At 65.3% G+C, this 14619-nt stretch carries 12 protein-coding genes; 8 read left to right on the top strand and 4 right to left on the bottom strand.

Features of this window, described 5'->3' with window-relative positions:
- The first annotated feature begins 11 nt into the window (after window positions 1-11).
- The 5 genes from ACSDHM_RS08105 to ACSDHM_RS08085 all read left to right on the top strand — a co-directional run bounded on the left by ACSDHM_RS08105 (window position 12) and on the right by ACSDHM_RS08085 (window position 5068).
- Window positions 12-881, top strand: a complete 870-nt coding sequence (locus ACSDHM_RS08105; RefSeq protein WP_049416359.1) for a CheR family methyltransferase — start codon at window positions 12-14, stop codon at window positions 879-881.
- Window positions 878-1474: a chemoreceptor glutamine deamidase CheD gene (gene cheD / locus ACSDHM_RS08100; protein ID WP_014037083.1), complete on the top strand. Its 597-nt coding sequence runs from the start codon at window positions 878-880 to the stop codon at window positions 1472-1474. Before ACSDHM_RS08105 ends, cheD begins: the two co-directional genes overlap by 4 nt.
- Window positions 1471-2544, top strand: coding sequence for a protein-glutamate methylesterase/protein-glutamine glutaminase (locus ACSDHM_RS08095; RefSeq protein ID WP_188241355.1), 1074 nt, complete (start codon window positions 1471-1473; stop codon window positions 2542-2544). Before cheD ends, ACSDHM_RS08095 begins: the two co-directional genes overlap by 4 nt.
- A 413-nt stretch (window positions 2545-2957) precedes the next feature.
- Window positions 2958-3596, top strand: coding sequence for a hypothetical protein (locus ACSDHM_RS08090; RefSeq protein ID WP_439426849.1), 639 nt, complete (start codon window positions 2958-2960; stop codon window positions 3594-3596).
- Window positions 3593-5068 carry an XVIPCD domain-containing protein gene (locus ACSDHM_RS08085; protein WP_353080024.1) on the top strand — a complete coding sequence of 492 codons (1476 nt, stop codon included), beginning with the start codon at window positions 3593-3595 and terminating at the stop codon, window positions 5066-5068. Before ACSDHM_RS08090 ends, ACSDHM_RS08085 begins: the two co-directional genes overlap by 4 nt.
- 144 nt (window positions 5069-5212) lie before the next feature.
- Here the strand turns inward: ACSDHM_RS08085 and acnB are convergent, their stop codons facing one another.
- From acnB to ACSDHM_RS08070, 3 genes are read right to left on the bottom strand one after another with little or no spacing between them, the layout of a single operon-like run.
- Window positions 5213-7804 (bottom strand): bifunctional aconitate hydratase 2/2-methylisocitrate dehydratase, encoded by a 2592-nt coding sequence (acnB, locus tag ACSDHM_RS08080; RefSeq protein WP_072168981.1) that lies wholly within the window; start codon window positions 7802-7804, stop codon window positions 5213-5215.
- A 44-nt stretch (window positions 7805-7848) separates the two neighbouring features.
- Window positions 7849-8247, bottom strand: coding sequence for a type II toxin-antitoxin system VapC family toxin (locus ACSDHM_RS08075; RefSeq protein ID WP_005416402.1), 399 nt, complete (start codon window positions 8245-8247; stop codon window positions 7849-7851).
- A 6-nt stretch (window positions 8248-8253) separates the two neighbouring features.
- A complete protein-coding gene (locus ACSDHM_RS08070; protein WP_005409505.1) occupies window positions 8254-8478 on the bottom strand; it encodes an AbrB/MazE/SpoVT family DNA-binding domain-containing protein in 225 nt (74 codons plus the stop codon).
- A 183-nt stretch (window positions 8479-8661) separates the two neighbouring features.
- Here ACSDHM_RS08070 and ACSDHM_RS08065 point away from each other — a divergent pair, with 183 nt between their 5' ends.
- Both ACSDHM_RS08065 and acnA read left to right on the top strand, forming a co-directional pair.
- Window positions 8662-9021: an outer membrane protein assembly factor BamE gene (locus ACSDHM_RS08065; RefSeq protein ID WP_439426848.1), complete on the top strand. Its 360-nt coding sequence runs from the start codon at window positions 8662-8664 to the stop codon at window positions 9019-9021.
- Window positions 9022-9398: 377 nt separating this feature from the next.
- Window positions 9399-12152, top strand: a complete 2754-nt coding sequence (gene acnA / locus ACSDHM_RS08060; RefSeq protein ID WP_072168982.1) for an aconitate hydratase AcnA — start codon at window positions 9399-9401, stop codon at window positions 12150-12152.
- Window positions 12153-12298: 146 nt separating this feature from the next.
- On the opposite strand, the gene ACSDHM_RS08055 is transcribed toward acnA, so the two are convergent.
- Window positions 12299-13849 (bottom strand): BCCT family transporter, encoded by a 1551-nt coding sequence (locus ACSDHM_RS08055; protein WP_061479285.1) that lies wholly within the window; start codon window positions 13847-13849, stop codon window positions 12299-12301.
- Between the two features lie 170 nt (window positions 13850-14019).
- Between ACSDHM_RS08055 and betI the strand changes: the two genes are divergently transcribed.
- Window positions 14020-14610, top strand: a complete 591-nt coding sequence (gene betI / locus ACSDHM_RS08050; protein WP_065177626.1) for a transcriptional regulator BetI — start codon at window positions 14020-14022, stop codon at window positions 14608-14610.
- Window positions 14611-14619 lie beyond the last annotated feature (9 nt).

Here is a 14619-nt window from a genome sequence, read left to right as displayed (position 1 = left end):
CGCCCCCGCCGATGGACACGTCCCCCGTGCAAAGTCCTACTCCCATCGTTACCGGCCCACGCGAATTCGAGTTCGCCGACCGTGATTTCCGCCGCGTCTGCGACCTGATCTACCAGCGCGTGGGCATTGCGCTTGCGCCGGCAAAGCGCGACATGGTCTACGGCCGCCTGTCGCGCCGCCTGCGCACGCTGGGCATGCGCAGCTTCCAGCAGTACCTGGACCATCTGGAACAGGAAGATGGTGACGAGTGGCAGGCGTTCACCAACGCCTTGACCACCAATCTGACCTCGTTCTTCCGCGAACCGCACCACTTCGACAAGCTGCGCGAAGAACTGCAGCAGCGCTCCAGCCGCACGCCGTTGCTGCTGTGGTCGTGCGCAGCGTCCACTGGCGAAGAGCCCTACTCGATGGCGATCACCGCGTGCGAGGCCTTTGGCACCCTGAAGCCGCCGGTGCGCATCATCGCCACCGACGTCGACACCCAGGTGCTGGCCACCGCCGGCCGCGGCGTCTACAACATCGATCGCGTCGCCAGCCTCGATCCGGACCTGCGCCGCCGCTACTTCCAGCGTGGCAGCGGCCCCAACGAGGGCCAGTGCCGCGTACTGCCTGCGCTGCGCGAGCTGATCGAATTCCGCCCGTTGAACCTGCTCGCCCCGCGCTACGACGTCGGTGGCCCGTTCGACGCACTGTTCTGCCGCAACGTGATGATCTACTTCGACAAGCCGACCCAGCGCGCGATCCTCGGCCGTCTGGTGCAGCACCTGGCCGATGACGGCCTGCTCTACACCGGCCATTCGGAGAACTATCTGCACGCCGCCGACCTGATCCAGCCCTGCGGCCGCACCCTGTACCGCCGTGCGGCGAAGGCCGGCGCATGAATGCTTCGCTGCGTACCGACGATGTGATGCGCTACCAGGATGCGCGCTTCCAGACCATCGCCGCCAAGCTGCTGCCCACCCAGTACCTGGTGGTCGATGACACCACCGCGCTGACCACCACGCTGGGCTCGTGCGTAGCCGCCTGCCTGCGCGACCCGGTGCTGAAGATCGGCGGCATGAACCACTTCCTGCTGCCCGAGGGCAACGCCGGTGACGGCGCGCCCGCGCGCTACGGCAGCTACGCGATGGAACTGCTGATCAACGACATGCTCAAGCGTGGTGCCCACCGCAAGCGCATCGAGGCCAAGGTGTTCGGTGGCGCCAACGTGCTGAAGGGCTTCACCAGCAACCCGGTTGGCACCCGCAACGCCGAGTTCGTCCGCCAGTACCTTCAGGCCGAGCACATTCCGATCATTGCCGAGGACCTGTGCGGCATCCATCCGCGCAAGATCTGGTTCTTCGCCGATACCGGCCGCGTGGTGGTGCAGCGCCTGCCGCATGCGCATGAGGCCGAGGTGGCCGCCACCGAATCGGCGGTGCGTGCGCGCCTGTCCAAGGCGCCGGTCACCGGTGGCGTGGAGCTGTTCGAATGACCTTCACCGGCAACGCCCCCTCCCGGGTCCTGATCGTCGACGACTCCGCCGTCGTGCGGCAGATGCTCACGGAAATCCTGTCCAGCGACCCGGCCATCGACGTGGTCGGCACCGCGGCTGACCCGCTGCTGGCGCGCGAGAAGATCAAGCGCCTGCTTCCGGACGTGATCACCCTGGACGTGGAAATGCCGCGCATGGACGGGCTGGCGTTCCTGGAAAACCTGATGCGCCTGCATCCGCTGCCGGTGGTGATGATTTCCTCGCTGACCGAGCGAGGCGCCGACACCACCCTGCAGGCACTGGCGCTGGGCGCCGTGGATTTCGTCTCCAAGCCCAAGCTGGACGTGGCCCGTGGCCTGCAGGGCTATGCCGAGGAGATCATCGCCAAGGTCAAGATGGCGGCGCGCTCGCGCGTGCGCCCGCTGGTGCGTGCCAGCGCCCCCAAGCTCACGCTGGACGCAACGCCGGCGATGCGTGCTGCCTCGCCGCAGTTCCGCACCACCGACCGCCTGATCGCGATCGGCTCGTCGGCCGGTGGCACCGAAGCGCTGCGCGTGGTGCTGGAAGGCATGCCTGCCGATGCACCCGCCGTGGTGATGACCCAACACCTGCCGGCCAGCTTCAGCAGCGCCTTCGCCGAGCGACTGGACCGCCATTCGGCGATGGCCGTGCGCGAGGCCAGCGACGGCGAAGCAGTACTGCCCGGCCACGCCTACCTGCCGCCCGGCGGCAAGCACCTGCGCATCATCCGCGACGGTGCGCGCTGGCGCTGCCGCATCGACGACGGCCCGGCGGTGAACCGGCACAAGCCCGCGGTGGACGTGCTGTTCCGCTCGGTCGCGCAGAGCGCCGGTGGCAATGCCATCGGTGCCATCCTCACCGGCATGGGTGACGACGGCGCGCGCGGCCTGCTGGAGATGCGCCAGGCCGGCGCGCCCACACTGGTGCAGGACGAGGCCACCAGCGTGGTCTGGGGCATGCCCGGCGCCGCGTTCAAGCTGGGCGCTGCCGAGGAACAGGTGCCGCTGGAGCGGGTCGCCGAGCGGTTGCTCGCCCTCGCCCGCGGCTGACAGGCCCCTGTAGAGCCGAGCCCACGCTCGGCTCCGCTCCCTGCTGGACACCTCCAAGAGACGTCAGGCTCAATTGCCGATCCGCCGCCAGCACTTTCGACCATTGATGTTTCAACGGCGCTGATCGAGATCTGATCCTGCCGCAAGCCATGCGCGGCAAACGGGAGGCCCGCAGGACACCGACTGGAGCGCGGCTGGAGCGGGTCGTATAGTCAGGTATCGCACAGCAATGGAACGCCGATGAACGTTACCCCGCAAGGCCGCGCTGCTCGGGTACACAGGTTGGGAAGTCCGGGTAACGGACAATACCCACTGCGCAACCTGTCGCATTTGCCCGGATGTGGCGCCGTCGTTCGTGATGAGACCGCATGTTCCAAGGATCAAGGACAATCCTGCAGCGACGTGGACCGCTCATGCTGAAATCCGTCCCCAGCCTTGCTCATGTTGCGTTGATCGCCTTGATCACACTGGTTGTTGCAGGCTGCAACAAGGAACGCTCGTTCCCGGTCTATCGCGAGAATGCTGCGCCCAGGGATGCGCTGCCGATTGTGATTCGGGTCCACGATGCACCCGTGGATGTCCCCGTTCCTTCGGTCTTCGTCACGTATGAGATAGACCCACTCTGTCTGCCTCCGGTCAACAATTGGGAGGGGGTGCAGTACGAGCCGAACCAGCACAAGGTTGAGGTTCAGGCACAGCGCCTCAGTGCAACTGAATTCAGCAGTGCTGTTTTCAACGACGGTATGGAAGTTGCCGACTATTACGGTCGTGGCCCGTGCACTTGGACACCCGTGCTTGTGGAAGCTTCATTCCCCTTCATCATCGATGATCGCCCAATCCGAGCGTCCGTCGCAGCACTATTCACGGAAATTGAGGGCGGGAGAACCTTCACTGCTTACGTAAAGCGCGCATTGCCGCCCTTGACCACAGGACAGTCGACAGAGCGGACGCCAACCGAGCCTTCAAGTTGGTACGAAAAGATGCCCCCAGAGAAGCGCGAGGAATACTTTCCAATCGAAGTCTCCACACGGATTGAAGGAGCATCGCAATGAATCCTAAAGAAAGCGCGGCGCTTTCGGACGATGTCTATAAGGACCCGCTTCCGCCCGTCAGTTCCGACATCACCGTCGGCGGAACAAAGTATGAGGTCCTCGCTTGTCGTGACTCTGGGAGCGGATATCAGGGTATTGTCTACCTCAACATCAATACAAAGGAAGTCATCGTCGCCCATCGCGGTACCGAGTTTGATCGTCAGCCCATGCTTGATGGCGGCATCGACGCCGCGATGGTCACCGCCAGATTCAACGCGCAACTGACTGACGCGCTGGCGCTGACAAAGCAAGCCCTCAGGCTGGCCGAAGAAAGGGGAGCCGGGCCAGTACACGTCACCGGCCACTCCTTGGGCGGCGCGCTCGCGCAGATCACTGCACACCACTACAACCTCCCCGGCGACGCGTTCAATCCCTACGGTGCCGCCGGGCTGGCATATCGCCTTCCTGAAGGCCAGCCAGCCAACGCGGCACCCTTCACCAACCATGTGATGGCAGGCGACCTGGTCAGTGCCGGCGGTCCCCATTACGGCAAGGTCGAGATGTATGCGCTGCCCAGGGAACTGGAGATCCTGCGCAACGCCGAGCACGGCCAGCGCATCGCCTCGATCGGAACACCCGGGATGAAGAGCGGCCATGTCATGTCCGCCGCGGTGGCGGTCCAGTTGGGCGATTCCCATCGATTGGTTCATTTCCTTGATCGCATGACCGACAAGGGTCCGGTGCAATCTGTACTGGACAACCCACAGGCGCGGGTCAGGGATCCTGAGGACCTGCGCCGGATTGCCGACTACCGCAGTGATGTTCATCAACTGCGTGCGGGTGCGACCGTGCTTGTCGGCGGCGGGCCCGGTCTGCTGCGCGACGGTATCAATTTCCTGCGCGGTGTCGAGGAAGCCGGTGCATACGCCCGCCGCGAGGCTGAAGCGGAGCAGCGGGCCCAGAATGCGCTCAAGCCGGGGGAGCAACTGATCCCGGATGCAACCGGCAAGGGCTCGCCCTCTCTCAGCAATCCCGCTTTCTCTCCCAAGAACCCTTTACAGGAGAGCATTGAATCAACCTTGGACAAGGCAGGCCTGGATCCCAGGAAGGAAGGCCATCCAGACCATGCGCTCTACCGGCAGATTCGCGATGGTGTATCCACCGTGGATGCCAGGCACGGGCGCAGCTTCGATGAAACCAGTGAGCGCGTGACGGCCGGCCTGCTTGCGGCGGCCAAGGGCAGCGGCCTGGAACACGTCGATCATGTTGTACTGGGCAATTCACCCAGCGATGGCTCAGTCTCTCGCATGTTCGTTGTGCAGGGAGCGCTCGACAATCCAGCACACCTGCGGGCGTCGGTTCCAATCAGTGAGGCCGTCAATACGCCCGTAGAACAGTCGCTCGCCAAGGCCGAGCAGATTTCGCAGGCACAGCAGGTCGCCCAGCAGGACCTCGCCCACGAGCAGGTCCTCACCGCGAGGCGGATGGGCTAGGCCACCTGGCCGGGCACAATGAAAAACCCGGCTCTCACCGGGGATTTTTCATTTCAACGGGATGCCGGCCAGCGGCCGGCACTACCATGCGTCGTCCGCTCACAAAAAACCCCCGGCGCGAGCCGGGGGTTTTCCGTTACCGCATCAGGCAGCGACCGTGCTGGCCACGTCCTGGTATTCCTCGATCTGGTCGAAGTTCATGTAGCGGTAGATCTCCGCACCATTGGCGTTGATCACGCCGATGTCCGCCATGTACTCCTCCTTGGTCGGGATGCGGCCCAGACGCGAGCAGATCGCCGCCAGTTCCGCCGAACCCAGGTACACGTTGGTGTTGCGGCCCAGACGGTTCGGGAAGTTGCGGGTCGAGGTCGACATCGCGGTGGAACCTTCGCGGATCTGCGCCTGGTTGCCCATGCACAGCGAGCAGCCCGGCATTTCCATACGAGCGCCGGTAGCACCGAAGGTGCCGTACACGCCTTCCTTGGTCAGTTCCGAGGCGTCCATCTTGGTCGGCGGGGCCACCCACAGGCGGGTCGGCAGGTCACGCTTGCCTTCCAGCAGCTTGGCAGCGGCGCGGAAGTGGCCGATGTTGGTCATGCACGAACCGATGAACACCTCGTCGATCTTGGCACCGGCCACTTCGGACAGGGTCTTCACGTCGTCCGGGTCGTTCGGGCAGGCCACGATCGGCTCGTGGATGTCGGCCAGGTCGATCTCGATGACGGCGGCGTACTCGGCGTCCGCATCCGGCTCCAGCAGCTGCGGGTTGGCCAGCCACGCTTCCATCTTCTCGATACGGCGCTGCAGCGAGCGCGGATCCTGGTAACCCTCGGCAATCATCCACTTCAGCAGGGTGATGTTGCTGGTCAGGTACTCGATGATCGGCTCCTTGTTCAGGCGCACCGAGCAACCGGCCGCCGAACGCTCGGCCGAGGCGTCGGACAGTTCGAACGCCTGTTCGACCTTCAGATCCGGCAGGCCTTCGATTTCCAGGATACGGCCGGAGAAGATGTTCTTCTTGCCCGCCTTGGCCACGGTCAGCAGGCCCGACTTGATCGCGTACAGCGGGATCGCATTGACCAGGTCGCGCAGGGTCACGCCCGGCTGCATCTTGCCCTTGAAGCGCACCAGCACCGACTCCGGCATGTCCAGCGGCATCACGCCGGTGGCGGCAGCGAAGGCGACCAGGCCCGAGCCGGCCGGGAACGAAATACCCACCGGGAAACGGGTGTGCGAGTCACCGCCGGTGCCGACGGTGTCCGGCAGCAGCATGCGGTTGAGCCAGCTGTGGATCACGCCGTCGCCCGGGCGCAGGGAAACGCCGCCACGGGTGGAGATGAACTCCGGCAGGGTGTGGTGGGTCTTGACGTCCACCGGCTTCGGGTAAGCGGCAGTGTGGCAGAACGACTGCATCACCAGGTCGGCCGAGAAGCCCAGGCAGGCCAGGTCCTTCAGCTCGTCACGGGTCATCGGGCCGGTAGTGTCCTGCGAGCCGACCGAGGTCATCTTCGGTTCGCAGTAGGTGCCCGGGCGCATGCCCTGGCCTTCCGGCAGGCCACAGGCGCGGCCGACCATCTTCTGCGCCAGCGAGAAGCCCTTGCCGGTATCGGCCGGCTGCACCGGCAGGCGGAACAGGTCGGTCGGGGCCAGGCCCAGCGCTTCGCGCGCCTTGCCGGTCAGGCCACGACCGATGATCAGCGGGATGCGGCCACCGGCACGCACCTCGTCGAACAGCACGTCGGACTTGACCTGGAACTCGGCGATCACTTCGCCGTTCTTCAGCGCCTTGCCTTCGTACGGACGCAGCTCGATGACATCGCCGTGCTCCATCTTCGACACGTCCAGCTCGATCGGCAGCGCACCGGCATCTTCCATGGTGTTGTAGAATATCGGGGCGATCTTGCCGCCCAGGCACACGCCACCGGCGCGCTTGTTCGGGATGTACGGAATGTCATCGCCGGTCCACCACAGCACGCTGTTGGTGGCCGACTTGCGCGAGGAGCCGGTGCCGACCACGTCGCCGACGTAGGCGACCAGGTGGCCCTTGTCCTTCAGCGACAGGATCTGCTGGATCGGGCCGCGCTTGCCGTCTTCTTCCGGGGTGAACGGCGCGTCGTCGCGCTTGTTCTTCAGCATCGCCAGGGCGTGCATCGGAATGTCCGGGCGGGTGGTCGCGTCCGGTGCTGGCGACAGGTCATCGGTGTTGGTTTCGCCCGGCACCTTGAACACGGTGACGGTCAGGCTCTGCGGCACTTCCGGGTTGCTGGTGAACCACTCAGCCTCGGCCCAGCTCTGCAGCACGGCCTGGGCGTTGGCGTTGCCGGCCTTCGCCTTCTCCTGCACGTCATGGAACGCATCGAACACCAGCAGGGTCTTCTTCAGGCCGTTGGCAGCGATGGTGCCGACGCTGGCGTCGTCCAGCAGCTGCACCAGCGGTGCAACGTTGTAGCCGCCAAGCATGGTGCCCAGCAGTTCGGTGGCGCGCTCGCGGCTGATCAGCGGGTTCTGCTCGCTGCCCAGGGCGATCGCCGCCAGGTACGACGCCTTGACCTTGGCTGCGTCATCGACGCCGGCCGGCACGCGGTGGGTCAGCAGGTCGAGCAGGAACTCGGCCTCGCCCTGCGGCGGGTTCTTCAGCAGTTCGATGACATCGGCCGTCTGCTGCGCGCTCAGCGGCAGCGGCGGGATGCCAAGCGCAGCGCGCTCGGCGACGTGGTGGCGGTAGGCTTCCAACATGACAACTCCCGGGTAATGCGTAGGTTGAAAAATCAAAAGTGGGCTCAGGCGTGCGGCACGATCAGCTTCAGGCCCTTGAAGTAGTCGCGGTAAAACGTATCGTTCCAGGTGATCAGGCCATCGCACTGCAGCAGTGCATGGGCGCCGACCATGAATTCGTCCAGGCTGCGGCGGCTGCCACCGCGCTGGCGATGACGGCGGTGCATCTCGCCGGCGCGCAGCGCCGACTTGGCCTCCATCGGGTTGAAGTGCACGCCCATCTCTTCCAGTGCTTCGAGCACTTCGGCACCACCGCGCAGCGATGCGCACACTTCGGCCAGAGTCGCGCCACAGACCACCACGCGGCCACCGACCAGGCTCTGCCGGAGGATGGCCTCCACGGCATCGGCCTGCGGGCCGTTGCTGAGCAGTTCGACCAGTACCGGCGAATCGACGGCGATCATCACGGCTTACTCCTCGTCACGCACCGCGCGCACGGCCGCGTCGGACGACTCGAAGCCGTCCAGCGCGAACTTGCCGCGCGCCCGTGAAATGGCATCGTCAACACTCTTGCGCAGGATGATGCGGCTGCCGTCCAGCTCGACCTTCAGCAGCGTGCCCTTGGTCAGGCCGAGGGCATCGCGCACCGCCTTGGGCAGGGTGATCTGTCCGCGTTCTGCAACGGTGGCTTCCATGGGTAGGCCTCAAAAAGTATGTATGAATTATACATACCTGACGTAAACACCTCAAATCGGGCGAATTGTGACCTTGAACCAGAACCAGTCGCATTCGACCGCTAGACTGGCCGGGCAGCCCTCGCTGTACCGGGCCGGGACACTCCGGCACCGCACGCCCCCTCTCTCATAAAAGGACGTTCAATGCGCGCATTCATTCTGACCCTGGCTCTGGCCACCCCCCTGGCCCTGGCCGCAGGCCCGGCCCACGCCAATCCGTTCGCGGCCCACACCACCGGCACTGAGATCACCCAGAAGCAACTGGACGAGCTGGAGGTGGGCAAGGCGACCCAGGACCAGGTCCGCGAGAAGTTTGGAGCGCCGACGCGTCGTGAGCAGCTTGGCGACACCCAGGTCTGGTACTACGACTACGCCAAGATCAAGCACTTCGGAAAGAACGTGCAGGAATCGACCGTCTTTGAGTTCGACAAGGACAACGTACTCAAGGTGAAATCCAAGGGCGCGGCTCCCGCCAAGACCGGCAATCCGTTCCTGGGTGGCTGATCGCCACTGACTGGCGCGCTGCCCGTCGGCGGCGCGCCCCCCGTGCCCGGTCAAGAACGCCTCGACCGCCACGATGACCATCGCTCAGCACGGCTCCGCCCCCAGCGCCTGCAGCCCCCCCCATGCTGCCCTCCACCTGTCCCCCGGCGCCATACGGCACTGCCTCGAGCCTGTCAGCCCGCACTAAGTCCGGCGGCGCCATGACACGAAAACTACATACGAATTTATAACCTTGCGTTCTGAGCCCGCAGTTCTGCGGCCCCGACGGCATCGGCGATACTGGCCTTCTGCCCGGCGGCACGGACTGCCGGCCACCGCAAGCAGGCCTGCCCATGCGCGGGCCACTGCAAGCCATCCGCAAGAAGGAGTTAACCCGCATGAGCGATTCGTTCTCCACCCGCAGCCAGCTGAATGTCGGTGGCAAGACCTACGACTACTTCAGCCTGCCCACGCTGGGCCAGCGCTTCGATATCTCCCACCTGCCCTACTCGATGAAGATCCTGCTGGAGAACCTGCTCCGGCACGAGGACGGCGGCATCACCGTCGGCAAGGACCACATCGAAGCCGTGGCCCGCTGGAACCCGGCGGCCGAGCCGGACACCGAGATCGCCTTCATGCCGGCGCGCGTGGTCCTGCAGGACTTCACTGGCGTGCCCTGCGTGGTCGACCTGGCCGCGATGCGCGACGCCGTCGTCAAGCTCGGCGGCAAGCCGGAGCAGATCAACCCGCAGATTCCCTCCGAACTGGTCATCGACCACTCGGTGCAGGTCGATGTGTTCGGAAAGCCCGACGCGCTGGACCTCAACGGCAAGATCGAGTTCCAGCGCAACCAGGAACGCTACGGCTTCCTGCGCTGGGGACAGAAGGCCTTCGACAACTTCAAGGTGGTGCCGCCCAACACCGGCATCGTCCACCAGGTGAACCTGGAGAACCTGGCCCGCGTGGTGATGACCGCGCAGAAGGATGGCAAGGACATTGCCTACCCCGACACCGTGTTCGGTACCGACAGCCATACCACCATGATCAACGGCATCGGCGTGCTCGGCTGGGGCGTGGGTGGCATCGAAGCCGAGGCCGCCATGCTCGGCCAGCCATCGTCGATGCTGATTCCGCAGGTCGTCGGCTTCAAGCTGACCGGCAAGCTGCCCGAAGGCGCCACCGCCACCGACCTGGTGCTGACCGTCACCCAGATGCTGCGCAAGCTGGGCGTGGTCGGCAAGTTCGTCGAGTTCTACGGTGACGGCCTGCAGCACCTGCCACTGGCCGACCGCGCCACCATCGGCAACATGGCCCCGGAATACGGCGCCACCTGCGGCATCTTCCCGATCGACGCCGAATCGCTGAACTACCTGCGCCTGTCCGGTCGCAGCGAAGAGCAGATCAACCTGGTCGAGGCCTATGCCAAGGCGCAGGGCCTGTGGCACGAACCGGGCAGCCCGCACGCCCAGTACAGCAGCACGCTGGAACTGGACATGGGCACGGTGAAGCCGTCGCTGGCCGGCCCGAAGCGCCCGCAGGACCGCGTCCTGCTGGAAGACGTGCAGAAGAACTACCGCGAAGCGCTGGTCGGCATGACCGCCAACCGTGACAAGCGCAGCGAGGACGTTGCCACCTTCGTCAACGAAGGCGGCGGCGCCGCCGTCGGCAACGAGCAGCTGGCCAAAGGCTTCGCCGACATCGAGATCGAAGGCCGCAAGGTGCGGCTGAAGGATGGCGCGGTGGTGATCGCGGCCATCACCTCGTGCACCAACACCTCCAACCCGGCGGTGATGATCGGTGCCGGCCTGCTGGCCCGCAATGCGGCCGCCAAGGGCCTGAACCGCCAGCCGTGGGTCAAGACCTCGCTCGGCCCGGGCTCGCGCGTGGTCACCGACTACCTGGAAAAGGCCGGTGTGCTGAAGGAGCTGGAGAAGATCGGCTTCTACGTGGTCGGCTACGGCTGCACCACCTGCATCGGCAACTCCGGCCCGCTGCCGACCGAAGTCAGCGCCGGCATCGCCGCCGGCGACCTGGTGGTGACCTCGGTGCTGTCAGGCAACCGCAACTTCGAGGGCCGCGTGCACCCCGAAGTGAAGATGAACTACCTGGCCAGCCCGCCGCTGGTGGTGGCCTATGCCATCGCCGGCACCACCGACATCGACCTGACCACCCAGCCGCTCGGCACCGGCAGCGACGGCCAGCCGGTGTTCCTGCGCGACATCTGGCCGAGCAACAAGGAAATCGGCGACGTCATCGCCGCCACCATTGGCCCGGAGATGTTCAAGCAGAACTACGCCGATGTGTTCAAGGGCGATACCCGCTGGAACACCATCGCCTCGCCGGACGGCAACCTGTACGCGTGGAGCGACGCCTCCACCTACATCAAGAACCCGCCCTACTTCGATGGCATGACCATGCAGACCGGCAGCATCGACGACGTGCACGGCGCACGCGTGATGGGCCTGTTCGGCGACTCGATTACCACCGACCACATTTCCCCGGCCGGCAACATCAAGAAGGACTCGCCGGCAGGCCGCTTCCTGCAGGAGCGCGGCGTGCAGCCGGCCGACTTCAACAGCTACGGCAGCCGTCGCGGCAACGATGACGTGATGGTCCGCGGCACCTTCGCCAACATCCGCATCAAGAACCTGATGTTCGGTGGCGAGGAAGGCGGCAACACCCTGTACTACCCGGCCGGTGGTGGCCAGCCGGAGAAGCTGGCGATCTACGATGCGGCCATGAAGTACAAGGCCGACAAGGTGCCGCTGGTGGTGCTGGCCGGCAAGGAATACGGCACCGGCTCGTCGCGTGACTGGGCGGCCAAGGGCACCCTGCTGCTGGGGGTGAAGGCGGTCATCGCCGAGAGCTTCGAGCGCATCCACCGCTCCAACCTGGTCGGCATGGGCGTGCTGCCGCTGCAGTTCCGCAACGGCGAGAACGCACAGACGCTGGGCCTGGACGGCTCGGAAGTGATCGACATCACCGGCCTGCAGGACGGTGCCAGCAAGCGCGCCACGGTCACCGCGACCAAGGCCGATGGCACGAAGAAGACCTTTGAGGTCTCGGTGATGCTGCTGACCCCGAAGGAAGTCGAGTACTTCCGCCATGGTGGCTTGCTGCAGTACGTGCTGCGCCAGCTGGCAGCCAAGTAACGGCGCGGCTGCGCCCGATTGAGGAAAGGGCCGGATCCTTGCGGATCCGGCCCTTTGCGTTTGCGATGCCCTTGTAGAGCCGAGCCTGCGCTCGGCTGCTTCTGCGCCAACAGCAGCCGAGCATGGGCTCGGCTCTACAGAAGCGATCACCGGCGCGGCGCATCCGGGTCGGTGCGCAGGGCCTTCAACAGGCCCCACATGTAGAACGCCAGGGTGAACGAGAACGGCAGGCCGCACAGCACCACCGCGGTCTGCATCGCGCTGAAATTGCCAGCCAGCAGTAGGCCGACGCTGGCCACAGTGATGCCGGCGGCCCAGAACACGCGCAGCCAGATCGGCGCGTCATGGCCATCTTCCACGCCATCGTCAACGCGACGCGTGCACAGGTTGGCGATCATCAGCGTGCCCGAGTCGACCGGGGTCAGGAACAGCACGAAGCCGATCACCACCGCAGCACCGGCCACGTACGGCGCCGCAGGCAGGTATTCCAGCAGCTTGAACAAGGTCATCGCTGCATCGTGCTGGGCCACGTCACCCAGGATCGCCTGGCCATGGTTGAGCACCAGGTCGATGGCGGTGTTGCCGAAGATCGACAGCCAGGCCAGGGTGAAGCCGAGCGGGATCAGCAACACGCCCAAGATCACTTCGCGGATGGTGCGGCCGCGCGAGATGCGCGCCACGAAAAGGCCGACGAACGGCGCCCAGGCGATCCACCACGCCCAGTAGAACAGCGTCCACGACCCCATCCACTCGCGACCCTTGGGGTCGTTGAGGTACATGTCGAAGCTCTTGCGCACGAACGCGCCGAGGTAGTCGCCGGTGTTCTGGATCAGGCCGTCGAACAGGTGCAGGGTCGGGCCGGTGACCAGCACGAACAGCAGCAGGCCGCACAGCAGGCGCACGTTGAGGTTGGACAGCCAGGCAATGCCTTTTTCCACGCCGGCGACCACGCCGATGGTGGCCACCACCATCATCACCAGCACGATCGCCACCAGCACCTGCGGCGTATCCGGGATGTGGAACAGGTAGACCAGGCCGGACTGCACCACCAGCGCGCCGATGCCGAGGTTGGTCACCATCGAGATCAGCGTGGCCAGGATGCCGAAGCCATCGACCATGTCGCCGATGCGGCCATGAATGCGCTCACCGAAGACCGGGTACAACGCAGAGCGCAGCGCCAGCGGCAGGTCCCGGCGATAGGCGAAATAGCCCAGTGCCACGCCGACCAGCGCATACAGCGCCCAGCCATGCAGGCCCCAGTGCAGGAAGGTCAGCACCATCGCCTCGCGGCCGGCGGCCACGGTGCCGCCGGGCTGCCCGGGCGGATTGAGGAAATGATCCAGCGGCTCGTAGGCGCCGTAGTACAGCAGCGCGATGCCGATGCCGGCCGAGAACAGCATCGAGACCCAGGCCACGTAGCCGAAGGCCGGTGATTCCTCGTTGTGGCCCAGGCGGATGCGGCCGTACGGCGAGAACGCCAGCCACAACACGAAGCCCAGGCACAGCACGATCAGCAGCATGTACCACCAGCCGAACGCGGCCGAGACCTCGGCCTGCGCCCATTGCAGCCAGTGCTCGCTGCCTTCGGGATAGAGAACGGTGAGCAGCCCGAGGATGCCGATCGACACCGAGGAGCTGAGGAAGACAAAACGGTTCAAGCGCAGGGGCGAACGCTTGGGATGAGCCAGGGAAGACATGGGGTCGTCTCATCAAGTCCGAGGGAGCACATGGGCGGGGCCGGACCGGTAAACCGGGCCCATGGCGTGGGGCGCGAGCGCATCCTAGGGTTTATTGATTGAACGTTCAATCAATAAAAAGCATAATGGCGGGCAGCCCGATCCTTCGGGTCGCAAACCGTGGAGAGACAATGCCGAAGAAAGGCGTGGAACCGGTACGGCGCGAACAGCTGATCCGGGCCACTTTCCAGACCATCGACGAGATCGGCATGGCCGATGCCACCGTCGCCACCATCGCGAAGAAGGCGGGGTTGTCCAGCGGCATCGTCGCCCACTACTTCGGCGACAAGGACGGCCTGCTCAATGCTGCAATGCGGCAGATCCTGCGCGAACTGAAGGACGCCGTCGCCCGCTACCGCGCCGACGCCAGCGACAACCCGCGCGAGCAGCTGCGCGCCATCGTCGATGGCAACTTCGACGACAGCCAGATCAACGGCACCGCGATGCGCGTCTGGCTCACCTTCTGGGCCGCCAGCATGCACCAGCCGGAACTGGCCCGGCTGCAGCGCGCCAACGACCAGCGCCTGTTCTCCAACCTGTGCCACCAGTTCAACCGCCTGCTGCCCCATCCGCAGGCCCGCCTGGCCGCCCGCGGCCTGGCCGCGATGATTGATGGCCTATGGCTGCGCGGCAGCCTGGTCGGCGGCCAGTTCAACGCCGAGAAGTCCCGGCGCATCGCTTACGGCTACATCGACTTCCAGTTGCAGGCTGCCGCGCTATAAGCGCTTCAG

It is taken from the genome of Stenotrophomonas sp. T8, assembly GCF_051853085.1.
Lineage (GTDB): Bacteria > Pseudomonadota > Gammaproteobacteria > Xanthomonadales > Xanthomonadaceae > Stenotrophomonas > Stenotrophomonas sepilia.
The sequence above is the reverse complement of the archived record's forward strand: the minus strand, read 5'-3'. Positions and strand labels throughout refer to the sequence as shown.

Coding starts and splice junctions, on each gene's coding strand:
- ACSDHM_RS08105 (WP_049416359.1), top strand. CDS start 12: ATGGACACGTCCCCCGTGCAAAGTCCTACTCCCATCGTTACCGGCCCA.
- cheD (WP_014037083.1), top strand. CDS start 878: ATGAATGCTTCGCTGCGTACCGACGATGTGATGCGCTACCAGGATGCG.
- ACSDHM_RS08095 (WP_188241355.1), top strand. CDS start 1,471: ATGACCTTCACCGGCAACGCCCCCTCCCGGGTCCTGATCGTCGACGAC.
- ACSDHM_RS08090 (WP_439426849.1), top strand. CDS start 2,958: ATGCTGAAATCCGTCCCCAGCCTTGCTCATGTTGCGTTGATCGCCTTG.
- ACSDHM_RS08085 (WP_353080024.1), top strand. CDS start 3,593: ATGAATCCTAAAGAAAGCGCGGCGCTTTCGGACGATGTCTATAAGGAC.
- acnB (WP_072168981.1), bottom strand. CDS start 7,804: ATGTTGGAAGCCTACCGCCACCACGTCGCCGAGCGCGCTGCGCTTGGC.
- ACSDHM_RS08075 (WP_005416402.1), bottom strand. CDS start 8,247: ATGATCGCCGTCGATTCGCCGGTACTGGTCGAACTGCTCAGCAACGGC.
- ACSDHM_RS08070 (WP_005409505.1), bottom strand. CDS start 8,478: ATGGAAGCCACCGTTGCAGAACGCGGACAGATCACCCTGCCCAAGGCG.
- ACSDHM_RS08065 (WP_439426848.1), top strand. CDS start 8,662: ATGCGCGCATTCATTCTGACCCTGGCTCTGGCCACCCCCCTGGCCCTG.
- acnA (WP_072168982.1), top strand. CDS start 9,399: ATGAGCGATTCGTTCTCCACCCGCAGCCAGCTGAATGTCGGTGGCAAG.
- ACSDHM_RS08055 (WP_061479285.1), bottom strand. CDS start 13,849: ATGTCTTCCCTGGCTCATCCCAAGCGTTCGCCCCTGCGCTTGAACCGT.
- betI (WP_065177626.1), top strand. CDS start 14,020: ATGCCGAAGAAAGGCGTGGAACCGGTACGGCGCGAACAGCTGATCCGG.